Annotated in this window: 22 protein-coding genes; 20 read left to right on the top strand and 2 right to left on the bottom strand. The window is 45.9% G+C overall.

Annotated elements, in window-relative coordinates:
* Positions 1-52: 52 nt before the first annotated feature.
* The 4 genes from KNQ04_RS08605 to KNQ04_RS08590 all read left to right on the top strand — a co-directional run bounded on the left by KNQ04_RS08605 (position 53) and on the right by KNQ04_RS08590 (position 4,747).
* Positions 53-1,123 carry a BMP family lipoprotein gene (locus KNQ04_RS08605; protein ID WP_214849503.1) on the top strand — a complete coding sequence of 357 codons (1,071 nt, stop codon included), beginning with the start codon at positions 53-55 and terminating at the stop codon, positions 1,121-1,123.
* 65 nt (positions 1,124-1,188) lie between these two features.
* On the top strand, positions 1,189-2,718 hold the full coding sequence (locus KNQ04_RS08600) for an ABC transporter ATP-binding protein (RefSeq protein WP_214849501.1): 1,530 nt from the start codon (positions 1,189-1,191) through the stop codon (positions 2,716-2,718).
* Entirely contained in the window at positions 2,715-3,788 is a 1,074-nt protein-coding gene (locus KNQ04_RS08595; protein WP_214849499.1) for an ABC transporter permease, read from the top strand. The genes KNQ04_RS08600 and KNQ04_RS08595 overlap by 4 nt, the downstream gene beginning before the upstream one ends.
* Positions 3,788-4,747: an ABC transporter permease gene (locus KNQ04_RS08590; RefSeq protein WP_214849497.1), complete on the top strand. Its 960-nt coding sequence runs from the start codon at positions 3,788-3,790 to the stop codon at positions 4,745-4,747. Before KNQ04_RS08595 ends, KNQ04_RS08590 begins: the two co-directional genes overlap by 1 nt.
* Positions 4,748-4,869: 122 nt before the next feature.
* Here the strand turns inward: KNQ04_RS08590 and KNQ04_RS08585 are convergent, their stop codons facing one another.
* Positions 4,870-5,118, bottom strand: coding sequence for a ferredoxin (locus KNQ04_RS08585; RefSeq protein WP_214849494.1), 249 nt, complete (start codon positions 5,116-5,118; stop codon positions 4,870-4,872).
* Between the two features lie 260 nt (positions 5,119-5,378).
* Here KNQ04_RS08585 and KNQ04_RS08580 point away from each other — a divergent pair, with 260 nt between their 5' ends.
* The 7 genes from KNQ04_RS08580 (at position 5,379) to KNQ04_RS08550 (ending at position 13,292) form a co-directional block, all read left to right on the top strand.
* Entirely contained in the window at positions 5,379-6,395 is a 1,017-nt protein-coding gene (locus tag KNQ04_RS08580) for a YpbB family protein (protein WP_214849491.1), read from the top strand.
* On the top strand, positions 6,395-7,825 hold the full coding sequence (locus KNQ04_RS08575) for a RecQ family ATP-dependent DNA helicase (RefSeq protein WP_251136956.1): 1,431 nt from the start codon (positions 6,395-6,397) through the stop codon (positions 7,823-7,825). Before KNQ04_RS08580 ends, KNQ04_RS08575 begins: the two co-directional genes overlap by 1 nt.
* Positions 7,826-8,129: 304 nt before the next feature.
* Complete coding sequence (locus KNQ04_RS08570; RefSeq protein ID WP_214849486.1) at positions 8,130-9,014, top strand: MerR family transcriptional regulator; 885 nt, start codon at positions 8,130-8,132, stop codon at positions 9,012-9,014.
* Positions 9,015-9,073: 59 nt separating this feature from the next.
* On the top strand, positions 9,074-9,664 hold the full coding sequence (locus tag KNQ04_RS08565; protein ID WP_214849484.1) for an adaptor protein MecA: 591 nt from the start codon (positions 9,074-9,076) through the stop codon (positions 9,662-9,664).
* Between the two features lie 178 nt (positions 9,665-9,842).
* Complete coding sequence (locus tag KNQ04_RS08560) at positions 9,843-10,787, top strand: D-alanine--D-alanine ligase (protein WP_214849482.1); 945 nt, start codon at positions 9,843-9,845, stop codon at positions 10,785-10,787.
* A 134-nt stretch (positions 10,788-10,921) separates the two neighbouring features.
* Positions 10,922-12,187, top strand: a complete 1,266-nt coding sequence (locus tag KNQ04_RS08555; RefSeq protein ID WP_214849481.1) for a Glu/Leu/Phe/Val family dehydrogenase — start codon at positions 10,922-10,924, stop codon at positions 12,185-12,187.
* A 115-nt stretch (positions 12,188-12,302) separates the two neighbouring features.
* Positions 12,303-13,292, top strand: coding sequence for a YpdA family putative bacillithiol disulfide reductase (locus tag KNQ04_RS08550; protein ID WP_214849479.1), 990 nt, complete (start codon positions 12,303-12,305; stop codon positions 13,290-13,292).
* A gap of 220 nt (positions 13,293-13,512) precedes the next feature.
* Here the strand turns inward: KNQ04_RS08550 and KNQ04_RS08545 are convergent, their stop codons facing one another.
* On the bottom strand, positions 13,513-14,478 hold the full coding sequence (locus KNQ04_RS08545) for an asparaginase (protein ID WP_214849477.1): 966 nt from the start codon (positions 14,476-14,478) through the stop codon (positions 13,513-13,515).
* Between the two features lie 152 nt (positions 14,479-14,630).
* Between KNQ04_RS08545 and prsW the strand changes: the two genes are divergently transcribed.
* From prsW to KNQ04_RS08500, 9 genes are all read left to right on the top strand, one after another.
* Positions 14,631-15,284 carry a glutamic-type intramembrane protease PrsW gene (gene prsW / locus KNQ04_RS08540; protein WP_214849475.1) on the top strand — a complete coding sequence of 218 codons (654 nt, stop codon included), beginning with the start codon at positions 14,631-14,633 and terminating at the stop codon, positions 15,282-15,284.
* A 42-nt stretch (positions 15,285-15,326) separates the two neighbouring features.
* Positions 15,327-15,983 (top strand): flagellar brake protein, encoded by a 657-nt coding sequence (locus KNQ04_RS08535; protein ID WP_214849473.1) that lies wholly within the window; start codon positions 15,327-15,329, stop codon positions 15,981-15,983.
* A gap of 77 nt (positions 15,984-16,060) precedes the next feature.
* Positions 16,061-16,732 (top strand): (d)CMP kinase, encoded by a 672-nt coding sequence (gene cmk, locus KNQ04_RS08530; RefSeq protein WP_214849465.1) that lies wholly within the window; start codon positions 16,061-16,063, stop codon positions 16,730-16,732.
* Positions 16,729-17,328: a lysophospholipid acyltransferase family protein gene (locus KNQ04_RS08525; protein ID WP_214849455.1), complete on the top strand. Its 600-nt coding sequence runs from the start codon at positions 16,729-16,731 to the stop codon at positions 17,326-17,328. The genes cmk and KNQ04_RS08525 overlap by 4 nt, the downstream gene beginning before the upstream one ends.
* 93 nt (positions 17,329-17,421) lie before the next feature.
* A complete protein-coding gene (gene rpsA / locus KNQ04_RS08520; RefSeq protein ID WP_214849451.1) occupies positions 17,422-18,555 on the top strand; it encodes a 30S ribosomal protein S1 in 1,134 nt (377 codons plus the stop codon).
* Between the two features lie 127 nt (positions 18,556-18,682).
* On the top strand, positions 18,683-19,993 hold the full coding sequence (gene der / locus KNQ04_RS08515) for a ribosome biogenesis GTPase Der (RefSeq protein ID WP_214849449.1): 1,311 nt from the start codon (positions 18,683-18,685) through the stop codon (positions 19,991-19,993).
* Positions 19,994-20,011: 18 nt separating this feature from the next.
* Entirely contained in the window at positions 20,012-21,037 is a 1,026-nt protein-coding gene (locus tag KNQ04_RS08510; RefSeq protein WP_214849758.1) for an NAD(P)H-dependent glycerol-3-phosphate dehydrogenase, read from the top strand.
* An 18-nt stretch (positions 21,038-21,055) separates the two neighbouring features.
* Positions 21,056-21,253 (top strand): DUF2768 domain-containing protein, encoded by a 198-nt coding sequence (locus KNQ04_RS08505; RefSeq protein ID WP_251136955.1) that lies wholly within the window; start codon positions 21,056-21,058, stop codon positions 21,251-21,253.
* On the top strand, positions 21,250-21,984 hold the full coding sequence (locus KNQ04_RS08500; protein ID WP_214849440.1) for a hypothetical protein: 735 nt from the start codon (positions 21,250-21,252) through the stop codon (positions 21,982-21,984). Before KNQ04_RS08505 ends, KNQ04_RS08500 begins: the two co-directional genes overlap by 4 nt.
* Positions 21,985-22,040: the final 56 nt, after the last annotated feature.

Below are 22,040 nucleotides of genomic sequence, written 5' to 3'. Positions count from 1 at the left end.
TTGACGTAGTCAGGAACTTTGTATGACCATATTCGAAAGGGGATTATTTCAGATGAAAAAGAAGTCACTTCTCGCATTAGCAGCAACAGGTTTAGCAATGAGCTCGGTACTCGCAGCATGTGGTAGCAACGATGATTCTAAAGATTCAGGAAGCAGCGAAAAAGACGGCTTCAAAGTAGGTATGGTCACAGATACAGGCGGTGTTGATGATAAGTCATTCAACCAATCTGCATGGGAAGGGATTCAAAAGTTCGGTAAGGACAACGATTTGAAAGAAGGAACAGGATACAAATACCTTCAATCAGCAAAACAATCGGATTATCAACCGAACTTACAGCAATTAGCACGTGCTAAATACGACTTGATTCTCGGTATCGGGTTCTTGATGGCGGAAGATATCGGTAAGGTAGCGGATCAGTTCAAAGACAAAAACTTTGCCCTCGTCGACATGGTTGTTGATAAACCAAACGTCGCGTCAATCGTCTTTAAAGAAAACGAAGGATCATTCCTCGTTGGTGTCGTTGCTGGTCTTACAACAAAAACGGATAAAGTTGGATTCGTTGGTGGCGTTAACTCAGACTTGATCAAAAAGTTTGAAAGCGGATTTAAAGCAGGCGTCATGGCTGTTAACCCAGATGCAAAAGTCGAAGTTCAATATGCAGAAGATTTCAACGCTGCTGAAAAAGGACAAGCAATTGCTTCAGGAATGTACGGTAAAAAAGTTGACGTGATCTATCACGCTGCTGGTGGTACAGGCCAAGGTGTCTTTACAGAAGCTAAAAACCGTAAGAAAAACGGTGAAGATGTTTGGGTCATCGGTGTTGACCGTGACCAAGTCGAAGAAGGTATGCCGGAAAACGTGACATTGACTTCAATGGTCAAACGTGTTGATACAGCCGTTGAACAAGTTGCGAAAGATACGAAAGACGGCAACTTCCCAGCAGGTAAAGTTGTTGAGTTCGGTCTTAAAGACGGCGGCGTTGATATCGCTCCTTCACAAGACAATGTTGCGAAAGACGTCTTGACAAAAGTCGAAGACTACAAAAAACAAATCATCGATGGAAAAATCACAGTTCCAGCAACTGACGATGAGTATAAAGAGTACGAAGCATCACTTAAATAAAATGGAAGCGGGGGTCGCTAGCATTGCGGCCTCCCCTTTTAAACTAAACATGGGAGTGGATTTTCTTGGAATACGTCATTGAGATGCTAAACATACGAAAAGAGTTTGGCAGTTTCGTCGCAAATGATAATATCACGCTCCAGCTTCGGAAAGGTGAGATTCACGCTTTACTTGGTGAAAACGGTGCCGGAAAATCGACGCTGATGAACGTCTTATTTGGTTTGTATCAGCCTGAGGCTGGAGAAATTCGTGTGCGTGGTGAAAAAGTCAATATTACGAGTCCGAACGTCGCGAATGATCTTGGAATCGGCATGGTGCATCAACACTTCATGCTCGTTCAAAATTTCACCGTCACGGAAAACATCATTTTAGGTGCCGAACCGAAATCTGGTCTTAAAATCGACCGTGCAGCTGCCCGGGAGAAAGTACGCCAAATTTCAGAACAATATGGTCTCGCAGTAGATCCGGATGCAAAAATCGAAGACATTTCAGTAGGGATGCAACAACGTGTTGAAATTTTAAAGACGTTGTATCGTGGCGCTGACATTCTGATTTTTGATGAACCGTCTGCTGTATTGACACCTCAAGAAATCAAGGAATTGATTCAAATCATGAATCGATTGATTGCTGAAGGTAAGTCGATCATCTTGATCACACATAAATTGAAAGAAATCATGGAAGTAGCAGATCGTTGTACGACGATTCGTCGCGGTAAATACATCGGTACAGTTGACATCGACGAAACGATGACACAATCGAGACTTGCGGAAATGATGGTTGGCCGTGAAGTAAACTTTGATGCGGAGTATTCCAAGGCAAATCCACAAGAACTCGTTCTCGACATTAAAAATCTTGTCGTTAAAGATGGACGAGGTATCAAGGCAGTCGATGGTCTGAACTTAGACGTCCGTGCTGGAGAAATCGTTGGAATCGCGGGGATTGATGGAAATGGTCAAACAGAATTGATTGAAGCCATCACAGGACTTCGAAAAGCTGAAAGTGGCGAAATTTTCCTAAATAATAAATCAATCAAAAACTTGAAGCCACGGAAAGTGACAGAATCAGGTGTCGGACACATCCCTCAAGACCGTCATAAGCACGGACTTGTACTGGATTATTCGATTGGTCATAACATGGTCTTACAAACGTACTATCAAAAACCGTATTCTAAAGCAGGCATCATGAACTATAATCAAGTCATGGAAAAAGCCAAAACGTTAATCGAGAAGTTCGACGTCCGAACTCCAAGCCCAGAGACGTTTGCCCGCGCCCTATCTGGCGGAAACCAGCAAAAAGCGATCATTGCCCGAGAAGTCGATCGTTCGCCTGACCTCTTGATTGCAGCACAACCGACCCGTGGACTCGATGTCGGTGCAATTGAATTCATTCATGAGCAATTGGTGCTTGAACGGGAAAAAGGACGCGCTGTTCTCTTGATTTCGTTCGAACTCGAAGAAATATTACAAGTATCAGACCGCATCGCTGTTCTATATGAAGGACGGACAGTAGCCTTTCTCGATCCTAAGGAAACGAATGAGATTGAACTCGGCTTCCTGATGGCTGGCGGTAAGAAAGAGGAGGTAGGTCGTTCATGAAACTAGAACGTTTTTATGGGATTTTAATTCCAATTTTATCGATCATCCTCGGAATGGTGGTTGGTGCCATCGTCATGTTAGTCGGTGGATACGATCCAATCGCTGGATTCGATCAGTTGTTTTACGGGATCTTTGGTGAGCCGTATAGCATCGGGGAAACATTGCGTGCCGCAGCCCCATTGATTTTTGCAGGTCTTGCTGTCGCCTTCGCCTTCCGGACAGGATTATTCAACATCGGTGTTGAAGGTCAAGTCTTAGTCGGCTGGATGGTTGCGGTCTGGATCGGGATTGCCTTTGATTTACCAACAGCGATTCACTTACCACTTGCTCTCATCGGAGCAGGTTTAGCAGGTGCGCTTTGGGCAGCGATTCCAGGTATTTTAAAAGCCCGTTTTCATGTCCATGAAGTCATCACGTCAATCATGATGAACTATATCGCGTTGTATGTGACAAATGATATTTTACGTCACGTCATCGGCATCAAAAATGAACGGACGGACTCGGTCAAAGAGACGGCGTCATTAGCATCACCGTTCTTGCAAGAACTGACGGATTTCTCGCGTCTTCATAACGGGATTTTCATCGCCGTCATCGCAGCACTCGTCTTCTGGTTCATTCTTTGGAAAACGACGCTCGGATATGAGTTACGTGCCGTCGGTTTTAATAAAAGTGCAGCAGAATATGCGGGTATGGGCGTCAATAAAAATATCGTCCTGTCATTCGTCATTTCCGGTGTGTTCGCAGGGCTAGCCGGTGCGATGGAAGGTCTCGGGACGTTCCAAAACATGACGTTGAATGCGTCCTTTACGGGCGTTGGATTTGACGGAATCGCCGTCGCACTTCTCGGGGCGAATAATCCGATTGGTGTCGTCCTTGCAGCCTTATTATTCGCGGGTCTTAACATCGGTGGGTTGTCGATGCAACAGATTGGTATTCCACCAGAATTGATTAAGATCATCATTGCGTTCATCATCATCTTCGTCGCTTCCGGTTATGCGATTCGTCTCGTCATCGAAAAGCTGACGCTCAAAAAGTCAGAATCTAAAAAACTGAAAGGAGCCGATAAATAATGGGCTTTCTAGAAGTACTTTATATTGTCGTACCAATTGCACTTGCCTATTCGGCTCCGTTAATCATTGCAGCACTTGGTGGGATCTTCAGTGAACGTTCTGGCGTCGTCAACATCGCGCTTGAAGGCCTGATGGTCATGGGTGCATTCACAGGAATCGTCTCAGCATTGACGTTGTCTAAAATGGGTCTTGGCGCAGCAAGTCCTTGGGTCGCGATGCTCGTCGCAATCGTCGTCGGAGCAATCTTCTCCTTGTTCCTTGCCGTTCCTGCGATTTTATTCCGCGCCGATCAAACCGTTCTTGGTGTTGCGATTAACATGTTAGCCGTCGGATTAGCGATTTTCTTAGTCCGTGCCTTTTACGGCAAAGGACAGACGGATTCGATTCCGAACCGGATTTCGAAAGAAAATGTTCCATTTTTATCTGACATTCCCGTCTTGAAAATGTTTTTCGCAAACGTCTACTATACATCGTATATTGCGATCATCTTGGCATTCGTTGCCTGGTTCGTCGTCTTTAAGACACCATTTGGCTTACGTCTCCGTTCTGTCGGAGAACACCCGATGGCAGCAGATACGATGGGAATCAATGTTACGAAAATGCGTTTCATCGGTGTCATGATTTCAGGTGGATTCGGCGGGCTTGCCGGCGCAGTCTATGCGACATCGATTTCATTGAACTTCAGTGTGACGACGATTCTTGGACAAGGGTTCCTTGCAATCGCGGCGATGATTTTCGGTAAATGGAATCCACTCGGCGCAATGGCGGCAGCATTATTCTTTGGTTTCGCACAAGCGATTTCTATCATCGGACAACAATTGCCGCTTCTTGACCAAATTCCACAAGTTTATCTCTTGATTGCACCATATGTCTTGACGATTCTTGCGCTTGCAGGTGTCGTAGGACGGGCGGATGCACCAAAAGCTGTTGGGGTACCGTATATCAAAGGGAAACGATAAAGCTAAACACACGATTCAACTAAAAAGCTGTACGTTTTGGCCTGTTAGGTCGAAACGTACAGCTTTTTTAATGCGCTAATGAAAAAACGGTCTGATCGATAAAGATCAGACCGTTCATCCTGTTATTCGTATTTCAGTGCATCGCCTTCAAATGACTCGTCCGCGACTTTAATCGAATCCGTTGGGCATCCTTCGAATGCGTCAATCATGTCGTCAAACAACGCTTCTGGGATTTCTGCCGTCCCTTTGTTATCGTCTAGAATGACGAATGCGAGACCCTCATCATCGTAATCATAAATATCTGGTGCAGCAGCACCACAAGCGCCACAAGCGATACACGTGTCTTTATCGACAATCGTAAATTTAGCCATTTTGAATTTCTCCTCTCGATTCGAAAACATGATGCCTCTAGTTTTGTTCTCATCTATATGTCATTGTATCGGACTCATGCCTTCTTTTCAATGAAGAAGAGGTAGAAGTATTTAAAGAAAGTAATCCGAAAGCGGAAAACCCTGTCATTTTTAAAAAGAACGGCTATGATAATCAAAGGAAAGAAGTTGGAAAGCACAAACTGAACGTGCTATATATAAATCAATGAGTTTGATGCGTTAAGGAGCGGGGGGAGTAGAACATGGAGTTGACGATTGTCAATCAAATGCTGCTTGAAGCAGTCACACGTCTGCGGGATGAACGGACGGACCGAAGCCTGTATCATGTTTTACAAGGGAAACGGTCGGCAACGTCTTTGCAAGACGCACATTTTTATGAACTTGAACCCGTCTTCGGGATGTTACCGTTTAAACGTGAAACTTTTGACCGCCTGCTGACAGAATTGGAACGACAAGGGCTAATCGAAAGAGATACGACGTTACGGGTGACGGAGATCGGGAAAGCGCAAGTCGCGGCACCATTTCTGATTGACGACTTAGGCGGTGAGTTACGTGGCTTTTCAATTACGTTATGGAAGCGAATCAGTCTGCTCATCCAAACGCTTGTCTGTCTGGAACAACGGATTACCTTTGTTCCGATTCAACAAGACGTCGCGACGAAAGAGTGGGTCAGGCAACAGATTAAACACATACCGAATCGAAAACAATGGCTTGAAGGCATCCATCGTGAGTTGCGAGACGCGTTACGTCAACTGTCAGACCGGGAAGCGACGCTTATCAGCTATCGTCTGTCCGGTCTGAAAACGGGTTTATCTTATCCTCAACTACAGGAGCAACTCGACAGTGACACGCTGTCGCTTCGTCTCGAATTCATCATGGCATGGCGCAAGTGTTTGCGTCATTTAAATGAAACGAGTATTATTTTGCAGCTCGGCAGTGATATCGATCAATCAAAGATGACACAATCGGCACAAAAGACATGGGAGATGTTAAAGCGTGGACAGACGCTGGACGAAATCGCCCATCGGCGACGTCTGAAAAAAAGTACGATGGAAGATCACCTCGTCGAAATCGCGATGTATAGTGATGTCTTTCCGCTTGGACAGTTTATTGGAGAAGCAGAGTGGAATGAAGTCAAACAGGTCGTGAACCGGGAACATACCTATTCTTTAAAGCGAATCAAGGCAGAACTGACAAGCGAAATTGACTATTTTCAAATTCGAATTGCCCTCGCGAGGACACGATGGGAGGAAACATGATGGAAGCGGTACTTGAGCGGTATTTTAAGTATGACCGGTTCAGGGCGGGACAAAAGGAAATCATCGAGTCCGTATTGGCGGGACACGATACCTTGGCGATGTTACCAACCGGGGGAGGGAAATCGATTTGTTACCAATTGCCTTCCTATCTTCAACCGGAAGGCTTGACGATTATCCTCTCTCCTTTATTATCTTTAATCGAAGATCAAGTCATGCAAATCAAAAGTCGTGGGGAACGGGCCGTCGCGAAGTTGACGTCTTTCGAGACACGAGAAGAAAAAGACGACATTTTACAGCACTTGCACCGGCTCAGGTATCTCTATCTGTCGCCGGAACAATTGGCGGTCCCGTTCGTCAAACAACAGCTCCGTCAAACAACGATCAATTTGTTCGTCGTTGATGAGGCACACTGCATCTCGCAATGGGGACATGAGTTTCGCCCAGAATATGCGAGATTAGGAGCGGTGCGGAAAGAACTTGGAAATCCGCCTTGTCTTGCACTGACGGCAACAGCGACGTCGCAAGTCGAACAGGATATTTTAGCAGGACTGATGTTATCCGATCCGACGGTCATTCGGCATTCGGTCAATCGTCCAGAAATCCAATTCATCGTCGAACAAGTCGAGCCGGACCAAAAAGATCGTGCGCTCACTACTTGGTTAACGAAAACGGAACGTCCGTGTGTCATCTATACGACGACACGGAGTGAAGCGGAACGTGTCGCACGTATGATTCCGAACGCGACGCACTATCACGCGGGATTAGAAACAGAGGATCGTCAACTGATCCAACAACAATTCTTACATGATGAAATCGAATGTCTTGTCTGTACGAGTGCGTTTGGTATGGGTGTCAATAAAGGGAACGTCCGGACGGTCATCCATTATTCGATGCCGGCAACGATTGAAGCCTACATGCAAGAAATCGGGCGGGCGGGACGGGATGGAAAACCTTCGACGGCGTTACTCCTTTACGCAGCGGGAGATCAACGGCTCCAACACTTTTTAGTGGATAAGCAATATGCACCGACGTTATGGATTGACCAACTCTTCGCAGCCCGTGCACAAAACGAAGCAATCGACGTGACGGAAAAACGGTTGCGGCTCGATGGAGAGGACCCGGCTTATCGGTTGCTGAAGGCACAACTCCTTGATGGATGGTCACGTGAAACCATCATCAAGTGGCAGGAAAGCCGAAAAAAGATACGTTTACGTGAACTTATGCAAATGACAAATTATATTGAAAGTACATCTTGTCGACGTGGATTTATTTTAAACCACTTTGACGAACAACGAATCATTCAGGACCGTTGTTGTGATAACTGTGGAAACACGACGACGACTACGCACGCGAAATTAAAAAGTGGCGGCGTACTCGATTGGGAACGCCGACTCGAAGAAGTCTTTTTTTCATCAGCCGATTCAGTGTAAACTAATAATATCCTTATTTTTTAGAAAAGGTGATGAAATTGAGTAAATACGATCAACGAAAAAGTAACCAAGAAGAAGTAAAATCAAGTTTGCCGCCACGTGCCTCCCGAATTGAACACGGGAGAAATGAGCGACTGAAGCAACCTTTTGCAAAAAATCCATTAGCCATTACATTAACACTGCTTATGATTACGATCATTATTGCCTTCGTTTCTCTTGGTTTCATGATGTAAGGGCACATTGTGAACGGAGATTATTTTCCTTTACGGGTATACTGAAAGGGAAGAGGAAGGAGGCACGATGCATGGATCGTGGGAAATATAATATTAAAGCAGTCGCTGCATTAGTGGGGCTCAACCCGACGACCATTCGTGCTTGGGAACGACGGTATCAGGTACTCGATCCGGATCGTAGTGAATCGGGACATCGCATCTATAGTGATAGTGATGTCGCGAAGCTGCGCTGGATTGTAGATAAACAAAAAGAGGGGCTGTCGGTCTCGAAGGCAATTCAATTGTATGAAATGCCTGTCAGTCGAACCGAACTTCCGCTCGATTATGGTGTTGAACTACGCGAACAGTTGTTTGAAGCATTGACGTCGTTTGAAGAACGACATGCGCATGATATCATGAACAAAGCATTTTCGATGTTTAGCTTTGATAAGGTGATTCAAGACATCGTCGGACCACTCCTGCACGAGATTGGTTTGAAATGGGAAAGTGGCGAAATTACGATTGCGCATGAACATTTCGCGACCGCTTTTTTACGGGCACGCCTGTCGACGTTATCGTTGCAAATGCCTATCAATCCGTTTTTACCACGGATTATCTGTGTCTGTGCTCCGGAAGAAGAACACGAACTCGGTCTCTTATTTTTTACGTTATACTTGCGTCAATCGGGATTCGACGTCATTTTCCTCGGGGCGGGTATTCCTGTCATCGATCTTGTGACGGTGACGAAGCAACTCGCGCCACGCGCTGTCGTACTGTCTTGTACGATTTCCGATCACTTACCGTTGCTCGATGAAGCGATTGAGGAGTTAGGGCGTCTCGTCCCAACGGTTGAGATTGGTCTCGGGGGGTATGCGGTCGATCAATGCCCTGAAAAGTACGGAGAACATCTCCTCGGGACAGACGACATTGCTTGGAAAAGCTGGTTAAGTCGACTCACTCCAACAACTGGTGTATAGTGTGATTCATATCGAACGGAGAAAATGGTTTTCTTCGGTATTGACTGGAGGAGTCTAACATGAGATTTGAGAAATTCAAACAAGGTCATTTACGTGTGTTCATCAGCAAGCAGGAACTGTCTGTTCATGATGTTCGTCCAGAAACACTGGCAGTCGGGAAGGGACAGGACCTGTTGCGTAATTTATTAGAGGAAGCCGAGTCTAATTTTGGGTTCCACGCTGCTGGAACACTCGAATTTTTTGTGACATTCTTCCCGAATGATGGGATGTTGGTGGATGTCCGGCGTGAAGGCGAACTACCGGAAGAAACGTTTGAGGAGTTTGATCAAGTCGAAATCCGGATGACGGTGGATATCGTCCATCATGTGCTTTATCAACTCGATAATTTCGAGGATGTCATTCAAGCGAGTCACGGGCTCGTGCGCCATGCAGTCAAGACAGAAACTGGAGGAAGTCTTTATTTCTTTGAAGGACGGTATTACCTCTACTTTGAAGAACGGATGCCAGAGGCACTCGAGCGGACCGTCACGACGGTCTTGTCTGAATACGGAAACCCGAGTCCGAAAAGTCCGCTCATGATGGCGGAGTACGGTAAAGTCGTCACACGTTCAAATGCAATCGAAATGATTGTTGAGGCATTTTCTGTCTGACCGATTGAACGTTTGTCATGAAAAAGAATGTCATGATTTTTTATCGACCACCCGACCGAATCGTTTCGGAAGCGTGGTCTTTTTTAATAGGAATTCGTCGTTAACACCATTTTGTATTTTTTCGTATAAAAAGTGGTGGTATGATAAACAGTGAACGTAAGATGAAGGAGTGAAGAGTATGAGAGTGGCAGTATTATATGGTGGGATTTCAGGAGAACGCGAGGTTTCGTTAAGTAGCGGGAAATCCGTGATTCAAGCGTTGGAAGGAAAAGGACATGATGTCGTCGCGATTGATTTCCATCCGGAGCGTGCTGAAGAAATCTTCAGTCTGGATGTCGAGGTCGCCGTCATTGCTCTTCATGGGAAGTATGGAGAAGATGGTCGAGTCCAGGCCTTACTAGAACTGGCAGATATTCCATATACGGGTTCAGGTGTGTTGGCGTCTGCCTTAGCAATGGATAAAGCGCGCTCGAAGCTCCATTTTGAAAAAGCCGGGATTCGGATTGCCCGTGATGTATTGATTGAACGTGGTGACAATATCGTGACTAAGATCGAGCAATGGGGCGGAGAATTCCCATGTGTCGTCAAACCAGCCCAAGAAGGATCTTCAAATGGCTTGACGATTGCGCTAGATGAAACGATGTTGCGTGATGGAATCGAGCTAGCGTTTCAAGCAGATGATGCAGTCTTGATTGAGCAGTTCATTAAAGGACGAGAAGTGACGGTACCGGTTCTCGGTCAAAAAGGTGCTGAAAAGGCATTACCTGTCATTGAGATCATCCCTAAAAATGAGTTTTATGACTATGAATCAAAATATGCAGTTGGTGGTTCAGAACATATCTGTCCTGCTGATTTTGATACGAGTACGACACAACAATTACAGGAATGGGCAGTCCTTGCGCATCAAGTGCTCGGGTGCTCAGGCTATTCACGGTCCGATTTCCTTGTCCCTGAGATTGGACATCCCGTTATTTTAGAAACGAATACATTACCAGGAATGACGGCAACGAGTTTGTTCCCGGACGGCGCACGTGCAATCGGAATGGAGTATCCGGAGTTAGTTGAATCCTTTATCATGCTTGCGATTACACGTCACCAAGCGACTTCTAACAAGATAAAATGACCGAATTAAAGCAGATGATAGAAAGCGCTTACAAATATAGTCGGAACCCCTTTCATTACACCGTGGAAAAAGGTATACTTTATCCGAACAAGGAAACGGCATAGGGGATGCCACTTATGGGGAGGAACGTTGGAATGATCACTGACCAACAACATGCAAATCATCGGAAAAACGTACTTGAAGCAACACAGGAAATCGTAAAAGAGGCGCTTGAAAAATTAGGTTATCCAGACGAGATGTACGAATTGCTAAAAGAACCGCTCCGGATGCTGACAGTACGGATTCCGGTCCGGATGGACGATGGATCGACTAAAATCTTTACCGGATACCGTGCGCAGCATAATGATGCCGTCGGTCCGACAAAAGGTGGTATTCGATTCCACCCGAGCGTAACAGAAGTCGAAGTCAAGGCATTATCCGTCTGGATGAGTTTAAAGGCGGGAATCGTTGACTTACCGTATGGTGGTGGTAAAGGCGGTATCATTTGTGATCCACGTGAAATGAGTTTCCGTGAAATTGAACGGTTAAGCCGCGGTTATGTCCGGGCAATCAGCCAAATCGTTGGTCCGACGAAGGATATTCCAGCACCAGACGTCTTTACGAACTCACAAATCATGGCGTGGATGATGGATGAGTACAGCCGGATTGATGAATTCAACTCACCTGGCTTCATTACTGGAAAACCGTTAGTGCTCGGTGGTTCGCACGGGCGTGAGACGGCGACGGCAAAAGGTGTCGCCATCATGATCCGGGAAGCAGCCGCTAAAAAGGGCATTACGTTAGAAGGTGCACGTGTCGTCGTTCAAGGATTCGGTAATGCCGGAAGCTTCTTATCGAAGTTCATGCATGATTTAGGTGCGAAAGTCATCGCAATCAGTGATGCCTACGGGGCATTACACGACCCGAACGGCCTTGATATTCCGTATTTACTCGATCGTCGTGATTCATTCGGAACGGTAACGACGCTCTTTAAAAATACGATTTCAAACAAAGAATTGTTAGAACTTGAATGTGATATTCTCGTTCCAGCAGCCATTGAAAATCAAATTACGGAAGATAACGCGCATGATATTAAAGCTCGGATTGTCGTCGAAGCGGCGAACGGTCCGACGACGAACGAAGCGACGAAAATCTTAGCAGAGCGTGAAATCTTAATCGTTCCAGATGTACTGGCTTCAAGTGGTGGCGTAACAGTGTCCTACTTCGAGTGGGTCCAAAATAACCAAGGGTACTACTGGACGGAAGAAGAAGTGCACGAAAAACTTGAAAAAGTCCTCGTGAATTCGTTTAACCAAGTTTATCAAACGGCACATACACGGAATGTCGATATGCGTCTTGCGGCGTATATGGTCGGCGTCCGAAAAATGGCGGAAGCGTCACGTTTCCGTGGTTGGGTCTAAGTGAAGAGAAAGTCCACTTCGAAAGAGGTGGGCTTTTTGTCTAGGGTAAATTCTTTCTTCTGCTACTTATTTTTGCTAAGATGAAAAAAAAGCACGTGGAAGAGGAGAAGGAACTATGCTGGATTGTATCATCATTGGTGCAGGTCCTTGTGGCTTGTCAGCGGCGATTGAAATGCAAGATCGCGGCTTGTCCGTCGAAGTCATTGAAAAAGGAAATATCGTCGAAGCGATTTATCAATATCCGACACACCAAACATTCTTTTCGAGTAGTGAAAAATTGGAGATTGGTGGCGTCCCGTTCATCAATAAGGAACTGAAACCAAAACGACAAGATGCCCTCGTTTATTATCGCGAGGTCGTCAAGCGGAAACAACTCACAATTCGTCCGTTTGAGACGGTACAACATATCAAAAAAATAGAGGACGGTTTTGAGGTCAGCTCAATCCGTTCAGAAGAGGAAGTAACGCGCGAGGCCCGTGCCATCGTTTTAGCGACGGGGTACTACGGTTTACCGAACAAAATGAACATACCAGGTGAAGAACTGCCACACGTCTTCCATTATTTTAAAGAAGGTCACCCGTTTTATGGACAGGAAGTCGTTGTCATCGGTGGGAAGAACTCAAGCGTCGATGCTGCCATCGAACTTGAAAAAGCAGGCGCACACGTCACGCTGTTGTATCGTGGCGAAGCGTACAGCCCTTCAATCAAGCCGTGGGTCCTCCCGAACTTCGAAGCGCTCGTACGGGCAGAGAAGGTCAATATGGTGTTTGACGCAACAATCGATTCGATCACACCGACGCACGTTCATTATAAAGAACGGGGAGAATCGACTTCGATTAAAGCGGATTTCGTTTTTGCGATGACGGGATATACGCCGGATGTCGGATTGTTCGCGGATGCAGGTGTCGTCATTGACAAAGAGACGGGCATTCCGGACTTCGATGAAGAAACGATGGAATCAAATGTTTCGGGCATCTATATCGCAGGTGTCGTCGCGGCAGGATATGACGCGAATAAAATTTTCATCGAAAATGGACGCTTCCACGGTGAATTGATTGCAATGAGTCTTTCGGAACGGTTGAAGCGGAAGACAGCTCAACCGTAAGAAGTGTCGGCAGGAAAAAACTCCTTTTAAACAAAACAAGGATTGTGGATTTAACCGCTGAATATCCTTGTCTGTGTATAGAAAACGCCGATGATTCCGTAAGCCAAACGGAATCATCGGCGTTTTGATTTGTATTCCGGTCGAAATGTCCGTCCTCTTTTCAAGAGACCGGGTCGGGAGCGTAAAAAAGTGTTACTTGACGCTGTCCCGTTCATGTGTGTCATTCGACTTGGAAGGAGGTCTCGAGTTCTTGATGAGTCGCTCCGATTTCAAGTTCAATCATCAGTTTAAGCCGAGCTTTTTGTGAGTTCAGCCCGTTCGAGAAGATGAGCCCGAGTTCTTTCAGTTGTTGTCCGCCACCTACATACCCATACACATCTTGGACGATTCCATTAAAGCACCGACTGACGATGACAATCGGCATTTTCGTAGTCAATTGGCTGATGGCATCGACGAGGCTTGGGGGGACGTTTCCTTGACCGAGTACTTCAAGGATCAGTCCATCATATCCGAGCTCCCCGACGGCGAGTAAAAGATCGGGTTCCATCCCGGCATAAACTTTTAGGACGGAGACACGTTTCGTTAATTTCGTCACCATATGGGTCGGCTTTAATAACGGTGTGTTGAATAAAAAGACATGATCTTTCGTGACCATCCCAAGGTTTCCGAAGTGGACGGACTTAAACGTATCAACAGACGATGTATGTGTTTTTGTAACGTTGAAAGCGGAATGGATTTCACCGTTAAAGACGACGAGCACACCTTTCCCTTTTGCAGCATCACTGACGGCGACACGAAGTGCCGTGATTAAATTGAACTCGCCGTCTGATCCGACTTCATTTGACGAGCGCATCGCACCAGTGACGACGATCGGAATCGGTGCCCCGATTGTCAACTGTAAGAAATAAGCAGTTTCTTCTAACGTATCCGTCCCGTGTGTGACGACGACACCGTCGTAGCCGGACTGGAGTTCGTCTTTGATGAAGTGAGCCAGGCGTAACATGATATCGGGTGTGATGTGGGGAGAAGGCAGGTTCGCAAAATGTCTTGTCGTGATGTCTGCGATGTCCGTCGCCCGTGGTAATGAGGCGTCAAGCGGATTGATATCGTTCGGTAATACGTGACCGGCGTGGTTTTGGGCCATCGCAATCGTGCCACCCGTATGGATTAAAAGTAATTTTTTCATTAGAGTGCCTCCCTATTAGGAACAGGGAGTCTTCACCTTCCTTCCGCACATTTTCATTCATATTGTACCTTTTTTTTGAAGATATACAATGGACGCGGTTTTCTTTTTTTACCGAAACGCTTATTCTTAAGGAACAGGAAGGGGGAGGAGACGTGTTACCAATCGTTTTCTCAGGAATCGCCCCAGGAATTGCGTTACTTACTTATTTTTATTTACGACATGAACATGAGGCTGAGCCTGTTGGCTATATACTACGTAGTTTCATTTTTGGAATCCTACTCGTTTTTCCATTGATGTTCATCGACTACATCATTCAAAATGAATTCGGGGGGCGTGAATCGATTCGTCTGATTCGTACGGCCGTCACGGAAGAGTTTGCGAAATGGTTCATCGTCTTTTATACGGTGTACATCCATCAACGTTTCAATGATTATTATGATGGAATCATTTATGCGGTCGCTTGTTCACTTGGTTTTGCGACACTCGAGAATATTTTGTATTTGATGGTCAATGGAACGGTTGAACACATGATCTTCAGAGCATTGTTGCCAGTTTCCGGGCATGCGTTATTTGCCGTCTTGATGGGATTTTTTATGGGACGGGCGAAGTTTTCGGTTTATCCGAATCGTTGGCTTATTTTATCGGTTGTCATCCCGATGATTGCACATAGTATGTTTAATTTGTTAATATTGGAAAATGGTGGGATTTCATTCGTTCCAATCATCTTTATGGTCGTATTATGGAGTGTCGGATTGTATCAAGTGAAGAGTGCTAACCGACTCAACCATCGGTATAAGAAAAACTAGTGATTAATCGTAATTGAATAGAAGTGACTGGGAGAGATTGACATGATGCAAACAGGTGATTTAGTAATGGTCACGAATAGTGAAGAAAAGCAAGGGCGGACAAAGGTAACGGCAGTGACGAATCGATTGATTTGGATTGAGGCGCCGAGTGAAGTGTCGACGTTAAAAACGTTCATTTTATCCGAAAATGAACACATCCAAGTTTACTTCTTTAAGGAAAAAGGACGGCTGTTTGGTTTTGAGGCAGAAATCGTCGAACGACAAAATGATCCACTCCGTGGGCAACGGTATGCAATTCGGCGGCCGAGTGAAGAAAAAATCGAACATGTCCAACGCCGGCAGTTCTTGCGTGTGCCGCAATTATTGGATGTAGCACTCCACCCACGTAAAAAGAAATTTGACCCCTTCACGACGGTCTCGCTCGATTTGTCGGCTGGTGGAATATTGATTTTAGCAAACCATCTGCCGCTCGAACTGAAAGATGAAATTGAGCTGACATTTTTGTTGCCGTCTGATAATGGTGGGACACACACACTCGATGTCGTCGGCGAATTAGTCCGAATCGATCGGCGCGAAGCACGTTATGAACTCGCATTTCAGTTCACGGAGATTCATGACCGGAGTCGTGAACTCGTTTTAAGGCACTGTTATCAAGCTCAGATGAAAAATTCGCGGAGTGGTCGGAATCCATTCACTTAAACCGATTTTTTTGCTATGATAACGTTCGATACTACGAACCGCTTAAAAATGGGTCTAACGGAAGGAACGAATGAAACATGACTAAAATTCAAATCGCGCTTGACGGACCAGCTGGTGCTGGTAAAAGTACAATCGCAAAACAATTAGCAGCACATCTTGATTACGTCTATATTGACACAGGGGCGATGTACCGCGCCGTGACATTGGCAGCGCTTGAACAAGGAATCGATTTAGAAGACGGTCATCAGTTAGGTGAAATGATGAAGTCGCTTGATATCCGTTTAACACCTGGCGAAAACGGGCAACGTGTCTTTATCGGCGAACGTGAAATCACGGAGGCAATCCGAACGAATGAAGTGACGAACAATGTGTCATTCGTCGCGAAACATGCTCAAGTTCGCTCGGCGCTCGTCGATATGCAACGTCATGTCGCAAAGTCAGGTGGCATCGTCATGGATGGACGCGATATCGGGACAGTCGTCTTACCTGATGCTGAACTCAAAGTATTTATGACAGCGACCGTCGAAGAGCGGGCAGGTCGTCGTCACCGTGAAAACGTCGCACGTGGCATGGAGAGTGATTTAGAGGCATTACAAGCTGAAATCGCCTTGCGTGACAAGCGAGATAGTGAACGAGAAGTCTCGCCGCTCAAACAAGCGGAAGACGCTATTTATCTCGATACAACTGAGTTAACGATTGATCAAGTCGTCCTCCGTCTGACAGAACTTGCGGAAGGAGTCTTGAAATGAGACGAACAGACTCCGCCTATCGGTTAGCGCGATTCGTCGTGCTCGTCATCGCTAAAACTGTTTTCCGGCTGAAAGTGACCGGGAAAGAGAATTTACCGAAGGACGGATCGATTTTATTATGTGCGAATCATAGCTCGAACTGGGATCCTGTCTTTTTAGTCAGCGCGATTCCGACGAGCCGCTCCGTCCGCTATATGGCGAAGGAAGAATTGTTTAAAATTCCGGGTTTAAAACAATTGATGACGGCAGCAGGGACGTATCCGGTCGGTCGTGGACAAGGCGACCGTCAAGCATTGAAGCGGACGATCGAGTTGTTAAAAACAGATGAAACCGTCGGGATTTTTCCGGAAGGCACCCGATCAGCACCTGGTGAATTCACGGCAGCACAGCCGGGCGTCGGATTTTTTGCGCTCCGTTCACCTGCTCAAATCGTTCCTGTTGCCATCATCGGCAATTATCGACCGTTCAAAACGATGCGGGTCGTCATTGGCAAACCGGTCGATATCGAAGACTTACGTGACCAGCGTGGGGCGGCGAAAGCCATTTCAGAACGAATTCTAGAAGAAATCAAAGGCGTCTACTACAATCAAGCGTAAAACCTTGACAAATAGTCAGAATTGTAAGAAGTTTAAAGAAGGATAAACGTAGAAATACGTTTCTTGTACTCATCGTGAGGAGGTTGTGTTGGAATGGTCGAAGAAATGAAAGATATGCCTGATTTTGAAATTCATCGGGACCAGGTAGTTACTGGGATGGTCGTGAAGATTGAAGACAAGCAAGCACTCATTGATATCGGATATAAGACAGAAGCAATCCTGCCGATTAGCGAAGTCTCAAGTCTCCATTTGGATGACATACGGGGTGTGCTAAAAGTCGGTGATGAATTACAAGTGAAAGTGAAGAAAATTACAGATGAAGAAGTCGTCGTCTCAAAACGTGAGGTTGACGCCTTGAAAGCATGGGATGAAGTCGAAGCGAAGTATGAATCAGCTGAAATTTTTGAAGTCGTCGTCAAAGACATCGTCAAAGGTGGACTCGTCGTCGATATCGGCGTACGTGGCTTTATTCCGGCATCACTCGTAGAACGGCATTATGTCGAAGACTTCTCTGACTATATCGGTCGTTCGATCGAAGTAAAAGTCGTTGAACTTGACCAAGAAAAAAATCGTGTTATTCTCTCGCATAAAGCGGTCGTCGAAGGCGAACTCAATGCGAAGAAAAAAGAGACACTTGAAAACCTTGAGGTGGGTCAAATCCTTGAAGGGACGGTCCAGCGCTTGACGGACTTCGGCGCATTCGTCGATATCGGCGGTGTCGACGGTCTTGTTCATATTTCGGAAATGGCACATCATCGTGTCGAACGTCCATCTGACATCGTGACGGAAGGACAACAAGTCGAGGTGAAAGTACTTGGTGTTGACCGTGACACGGAAAAAGTGAAGCTGTCGATTAAAGAAACGCAACCTGGTCCGTGGCAACAGATGGAAGGAAAAATTGAAGCCGGTGACATCGTCAAGGGACGTGTTCGTCGCCTCGTTCAGTTCGGCGCATTCGTTGAACTGGCGCCACAAGTCGAGGGATTGCTTCATATCTCCCAAATTGCCAACCGTCATATCAGTTCTCCGTCTGAAGTATTGGAAGAGGGACAAGAAATCGAAGCGAAAGTTTTGGAAGTGCATTTAGATGAACACAAGATTTCGCTTTCGACCCGTGTTCTGGAACAAGAAGAGACGGAAGAAGATGATTATTCACAGTATACGGATCAAAATGAAGGGTTCTCGGTTGCCGACTTAGCAGATAAAGATTCAGATTCAAAAGAATAAATGTCACCAAAAAGTGGACACGATTTGTGTCTGCTTTTTTTATGTTTCGGTTAGATGTGGTATAAGAGCGCTTGATTTGATACAATAGAACGGCTATGAAGCGAGAGAAGAGAAAGAAGGTGTTGGGATGGCAATTCCAGTAGTGGCGATCGTAGGTCGCCCAAATATCGGAAAGTCGACGATTTTTAACCGGGTGATTGGAGATCGGGTTTCGATCGTAGAAGACAAGCCAGGTGTTACCCGCGACCGTATATACGGAACTGGAGAATGGCTCAATCGTCATTTTCATTTGATTGATACAGGTGGAATCGAAGTCGGGGATGAGCCCTTACTTCAAATGATGCGCCACCAGGCGGAGCTTGCGATCGATGAAGCAGACGTCATTATTTTCATGGTCAATGGACGAGAAGGAATCACGGCTGCCGATGAAGAAGTCGCTGGCATGTTATTCCGTTCGAACAAACCAGTCGTCATCGCAGTTAATAAAGTCGATAACTTTGAAATGCGCGACTTGATGTATGAATTTTATTCGTTAGGATTCGGGGACTTGTATCCGATCTCAGGAACACATGGTCTTGGACTAGGGGATATGCTGGACCGCGTCCTCGAACTAGCTCCGAACAAAGAAGACATCGAATATGATGAAGACACAATTAAGTTCGCATTAATTGGTCGCCCGAATGTCGGGAAGTCAAGTATGACGAACTCGATTCTCGGTGAAGAACGTGTCATCGTCTCAAGTGTGGCTGGAACGACGCGCGATGCAATTGATACACCGTTCACACGTGACGATCAAGAATACGTCATCATCGATACGGCTGGTATGCGCAAACGCGGAAAAGTCTATGAGTCGACAGAACGCTTTAGTGTCATGCGTGCTCAAAAGGCAATCGAACGGGCAGATGTGGTCTGTGTCGTCCTCGATGGCGAAGAAGGAATCATCGAACAAGATAAGAAAGTCGCAGGATATGCGCATGAAGCAGGACGTGCAATCGTCATCGTCGTCAATAAATGGGACGCTGTCGAAAAAGATGATAAAACGATGAAGAAAATGGAAGAAGAAATTCGTGAAGAATTCCGCTTCCTCGATTATGCACCAATCGTCTTCGTATCCGCGAAAACGAAACGTCGTCTTCAAACATTGCTCCCTGTCATCAATCAAGCAGCGAAAAGTCATGCCCAACGGATTCAAACAAGCGTCTTGAATGATGTCATCGTCGATGCGGTCGCGATGAACCCGGCTCCGACAGATAAAGGAGTGCGTCTTCGGATCAACTACGCGACACAAGTGGCTTCTCGTCCACCGACGTTCGTCTTGTTCGTCAACGATCCAGAACTCTTGCACTTCTCGTACAAACGGTATCTCGATAACCGAATTCGGGAAGCATTTGATTTCACAGGAACGCCGATTCGAATTTTGGCACGTCAAAAACAATAAGGCAGGGTGACTATCATGATGAAAAAAATTGCAGTCATTGGAGCTGGGAGCTGGGGAACCGCGCTTTCGCTCGTTTTAGCAGATAACGGACATGACGTCGTACTTTATGGCCGGGATCAAAAAAATGTTGATGCCATTAATGAAAATCATGAGAATACACAATTTCTGCCTGGTGTTAAATTGCCGGAATCGCTACGGGCGACAACGAACTTAGATGAGGCAGTCATGGGCTGCTCCCATATTTTGATTGTCACCCCGTCTTCTGCGATTCGGGCAGTTGCACGCCAGTTGAATGAACGATTAACAGAACCTGTCGTGCTCATTCATGCGTCTAAAGGAATTGAACCGAAGACACATTTACGTTTATCCCAATTGATTGAGGAAGAAATCGATCCAGCGAAACGGACGGCAGTCTGCGTCTTGACTGGACCGTCACACGCAGAAGAAGTGGCTTTACGTAAGCCGACGACGGTGACGATTGCTTCTGCTGATTTGGAAGAAGCGGGACGTGTCCAGGAACTGTTCATGAATGAAAATTTCCGTGTCTACTTAAATGCGGATATCATCGGGGCGGAACTTGGCGGTGCATTAAAAAATATCATTGCTTTAGCAGCAGGGATGACGGATGGCTTAGGTTACGGAGATAATGCGAAAGCGGCATTGATCACCCGTGGGATGGTCGAAATCGCACGACTTGGCACATTGCTCGGTGCAAACCCGATGACCTTCACAGGTCTGACAGGGATGGGCGATTTGATCGTCACCTGCACGTCGGTCCACAGTCGGAACTGGCGGGCGGGCAACGCAATCGGTCGGGGTGAAAAACTGGAGACTGTCCTTGAAAACATGGGCATGGTCGTCGAGGGTGTCCGTGCGACACAAGCTGCTTATGATTTAGCGGAAACGAAGCAGTGTGAACTTCCGATTACGACGGCGCTTTATCACGTCCTCTTTGACGGGCATACGCCGGAAGAAGAAGTACGGAAGTTGATGCAACGTCCGCAAAAGAATGAAATTGAACATCTATTTACGACGAAAGATTAACGGAGTGGGGTGGAAACCTTGAGTCCAGGATTATTAAAAATGTGGATTTCGTTCGGAGGAATCGGCTTGTTTGCGATCAGTGTCTTACTGGTCACGATCAGCCGGACGAAATTGACGGGGGTTTGGCAAGTTCTCGTCTCGACGATTGCCTTTATGTGTTTTATCGTCGCTTCAATCATCATGGTCTTCATCGTCATGGCAGGACCGAGCGCATGAAAAAGTTATTGATTGTCTTCATGTTGTTACCTGTCATGTTATTATCGGGATGTTTATTCCCGGATAGTCAAAAACCATCGAACCGGGTTCCGTATCCTGAACAGATCCGAACGGTTCAAGAAGCGGTGAACGCGTATCAAAAAGATACGGGTGTATTACCGATTAAAACAAAAGAAGCGAACACTCCTTTGATGGAACGTTATCAAATCGAACTCGGTCGATTAATTCCACGCTACATGAGCGATCCGCCGTCTAACAGTTTTGAAGGAGGCGGGACGTTCATTTATCTGTTGGTCGATGTCGAAGACAAGCCAACGGTTAAGTTGATGGATTTGCTCGTAGCGGAAGAATTACAAAAACTGCAAGTTCGGATTGATACGTATCGAAAGAAAAATGAAAAGTATCCCTTCAAAGGATCGATTGGGAAAAACCAATTTACACTGGACTACAAAAAGTTGTTCATCAAAGAAGAACCGAAGATTCCAAGTCCGTATTCAGATACGAAACTGGATATCTATGTCGATGGTCAAGGTCAACTGTTTGTAAATTATCTTCCCGAATTGAAGAAAGCAGTTGAAACAGCGAAGGAAAAGCCAAAAGTCGGGCAAGATATTCGGTATTTGCTCTATGAGGATCAGCCTTTTGTTCCGGCATACTCTCAAAGCTATACAATTAACGAAAAAGGCGAACCTGTGTTTTCTGAAGAATCGATCGAAGAATCAGAAAATTGATAAGGATTCATACGAAAATGTTGTAATAGCAACGTTTATAAGGTATGATTAGCCTC

Source organism: Exiguobacterium sp. s193 (assembly GCF_018618755.1).
Classification (GTDB): Bacteria; Bacillota; Bacilli; order Exiguobacteriales; family Exiguobacteriaceae; genus Exiguobacterium_A.
This window is presented reverse-complemented; position numbering and strand designations above follow the sequence as displayed.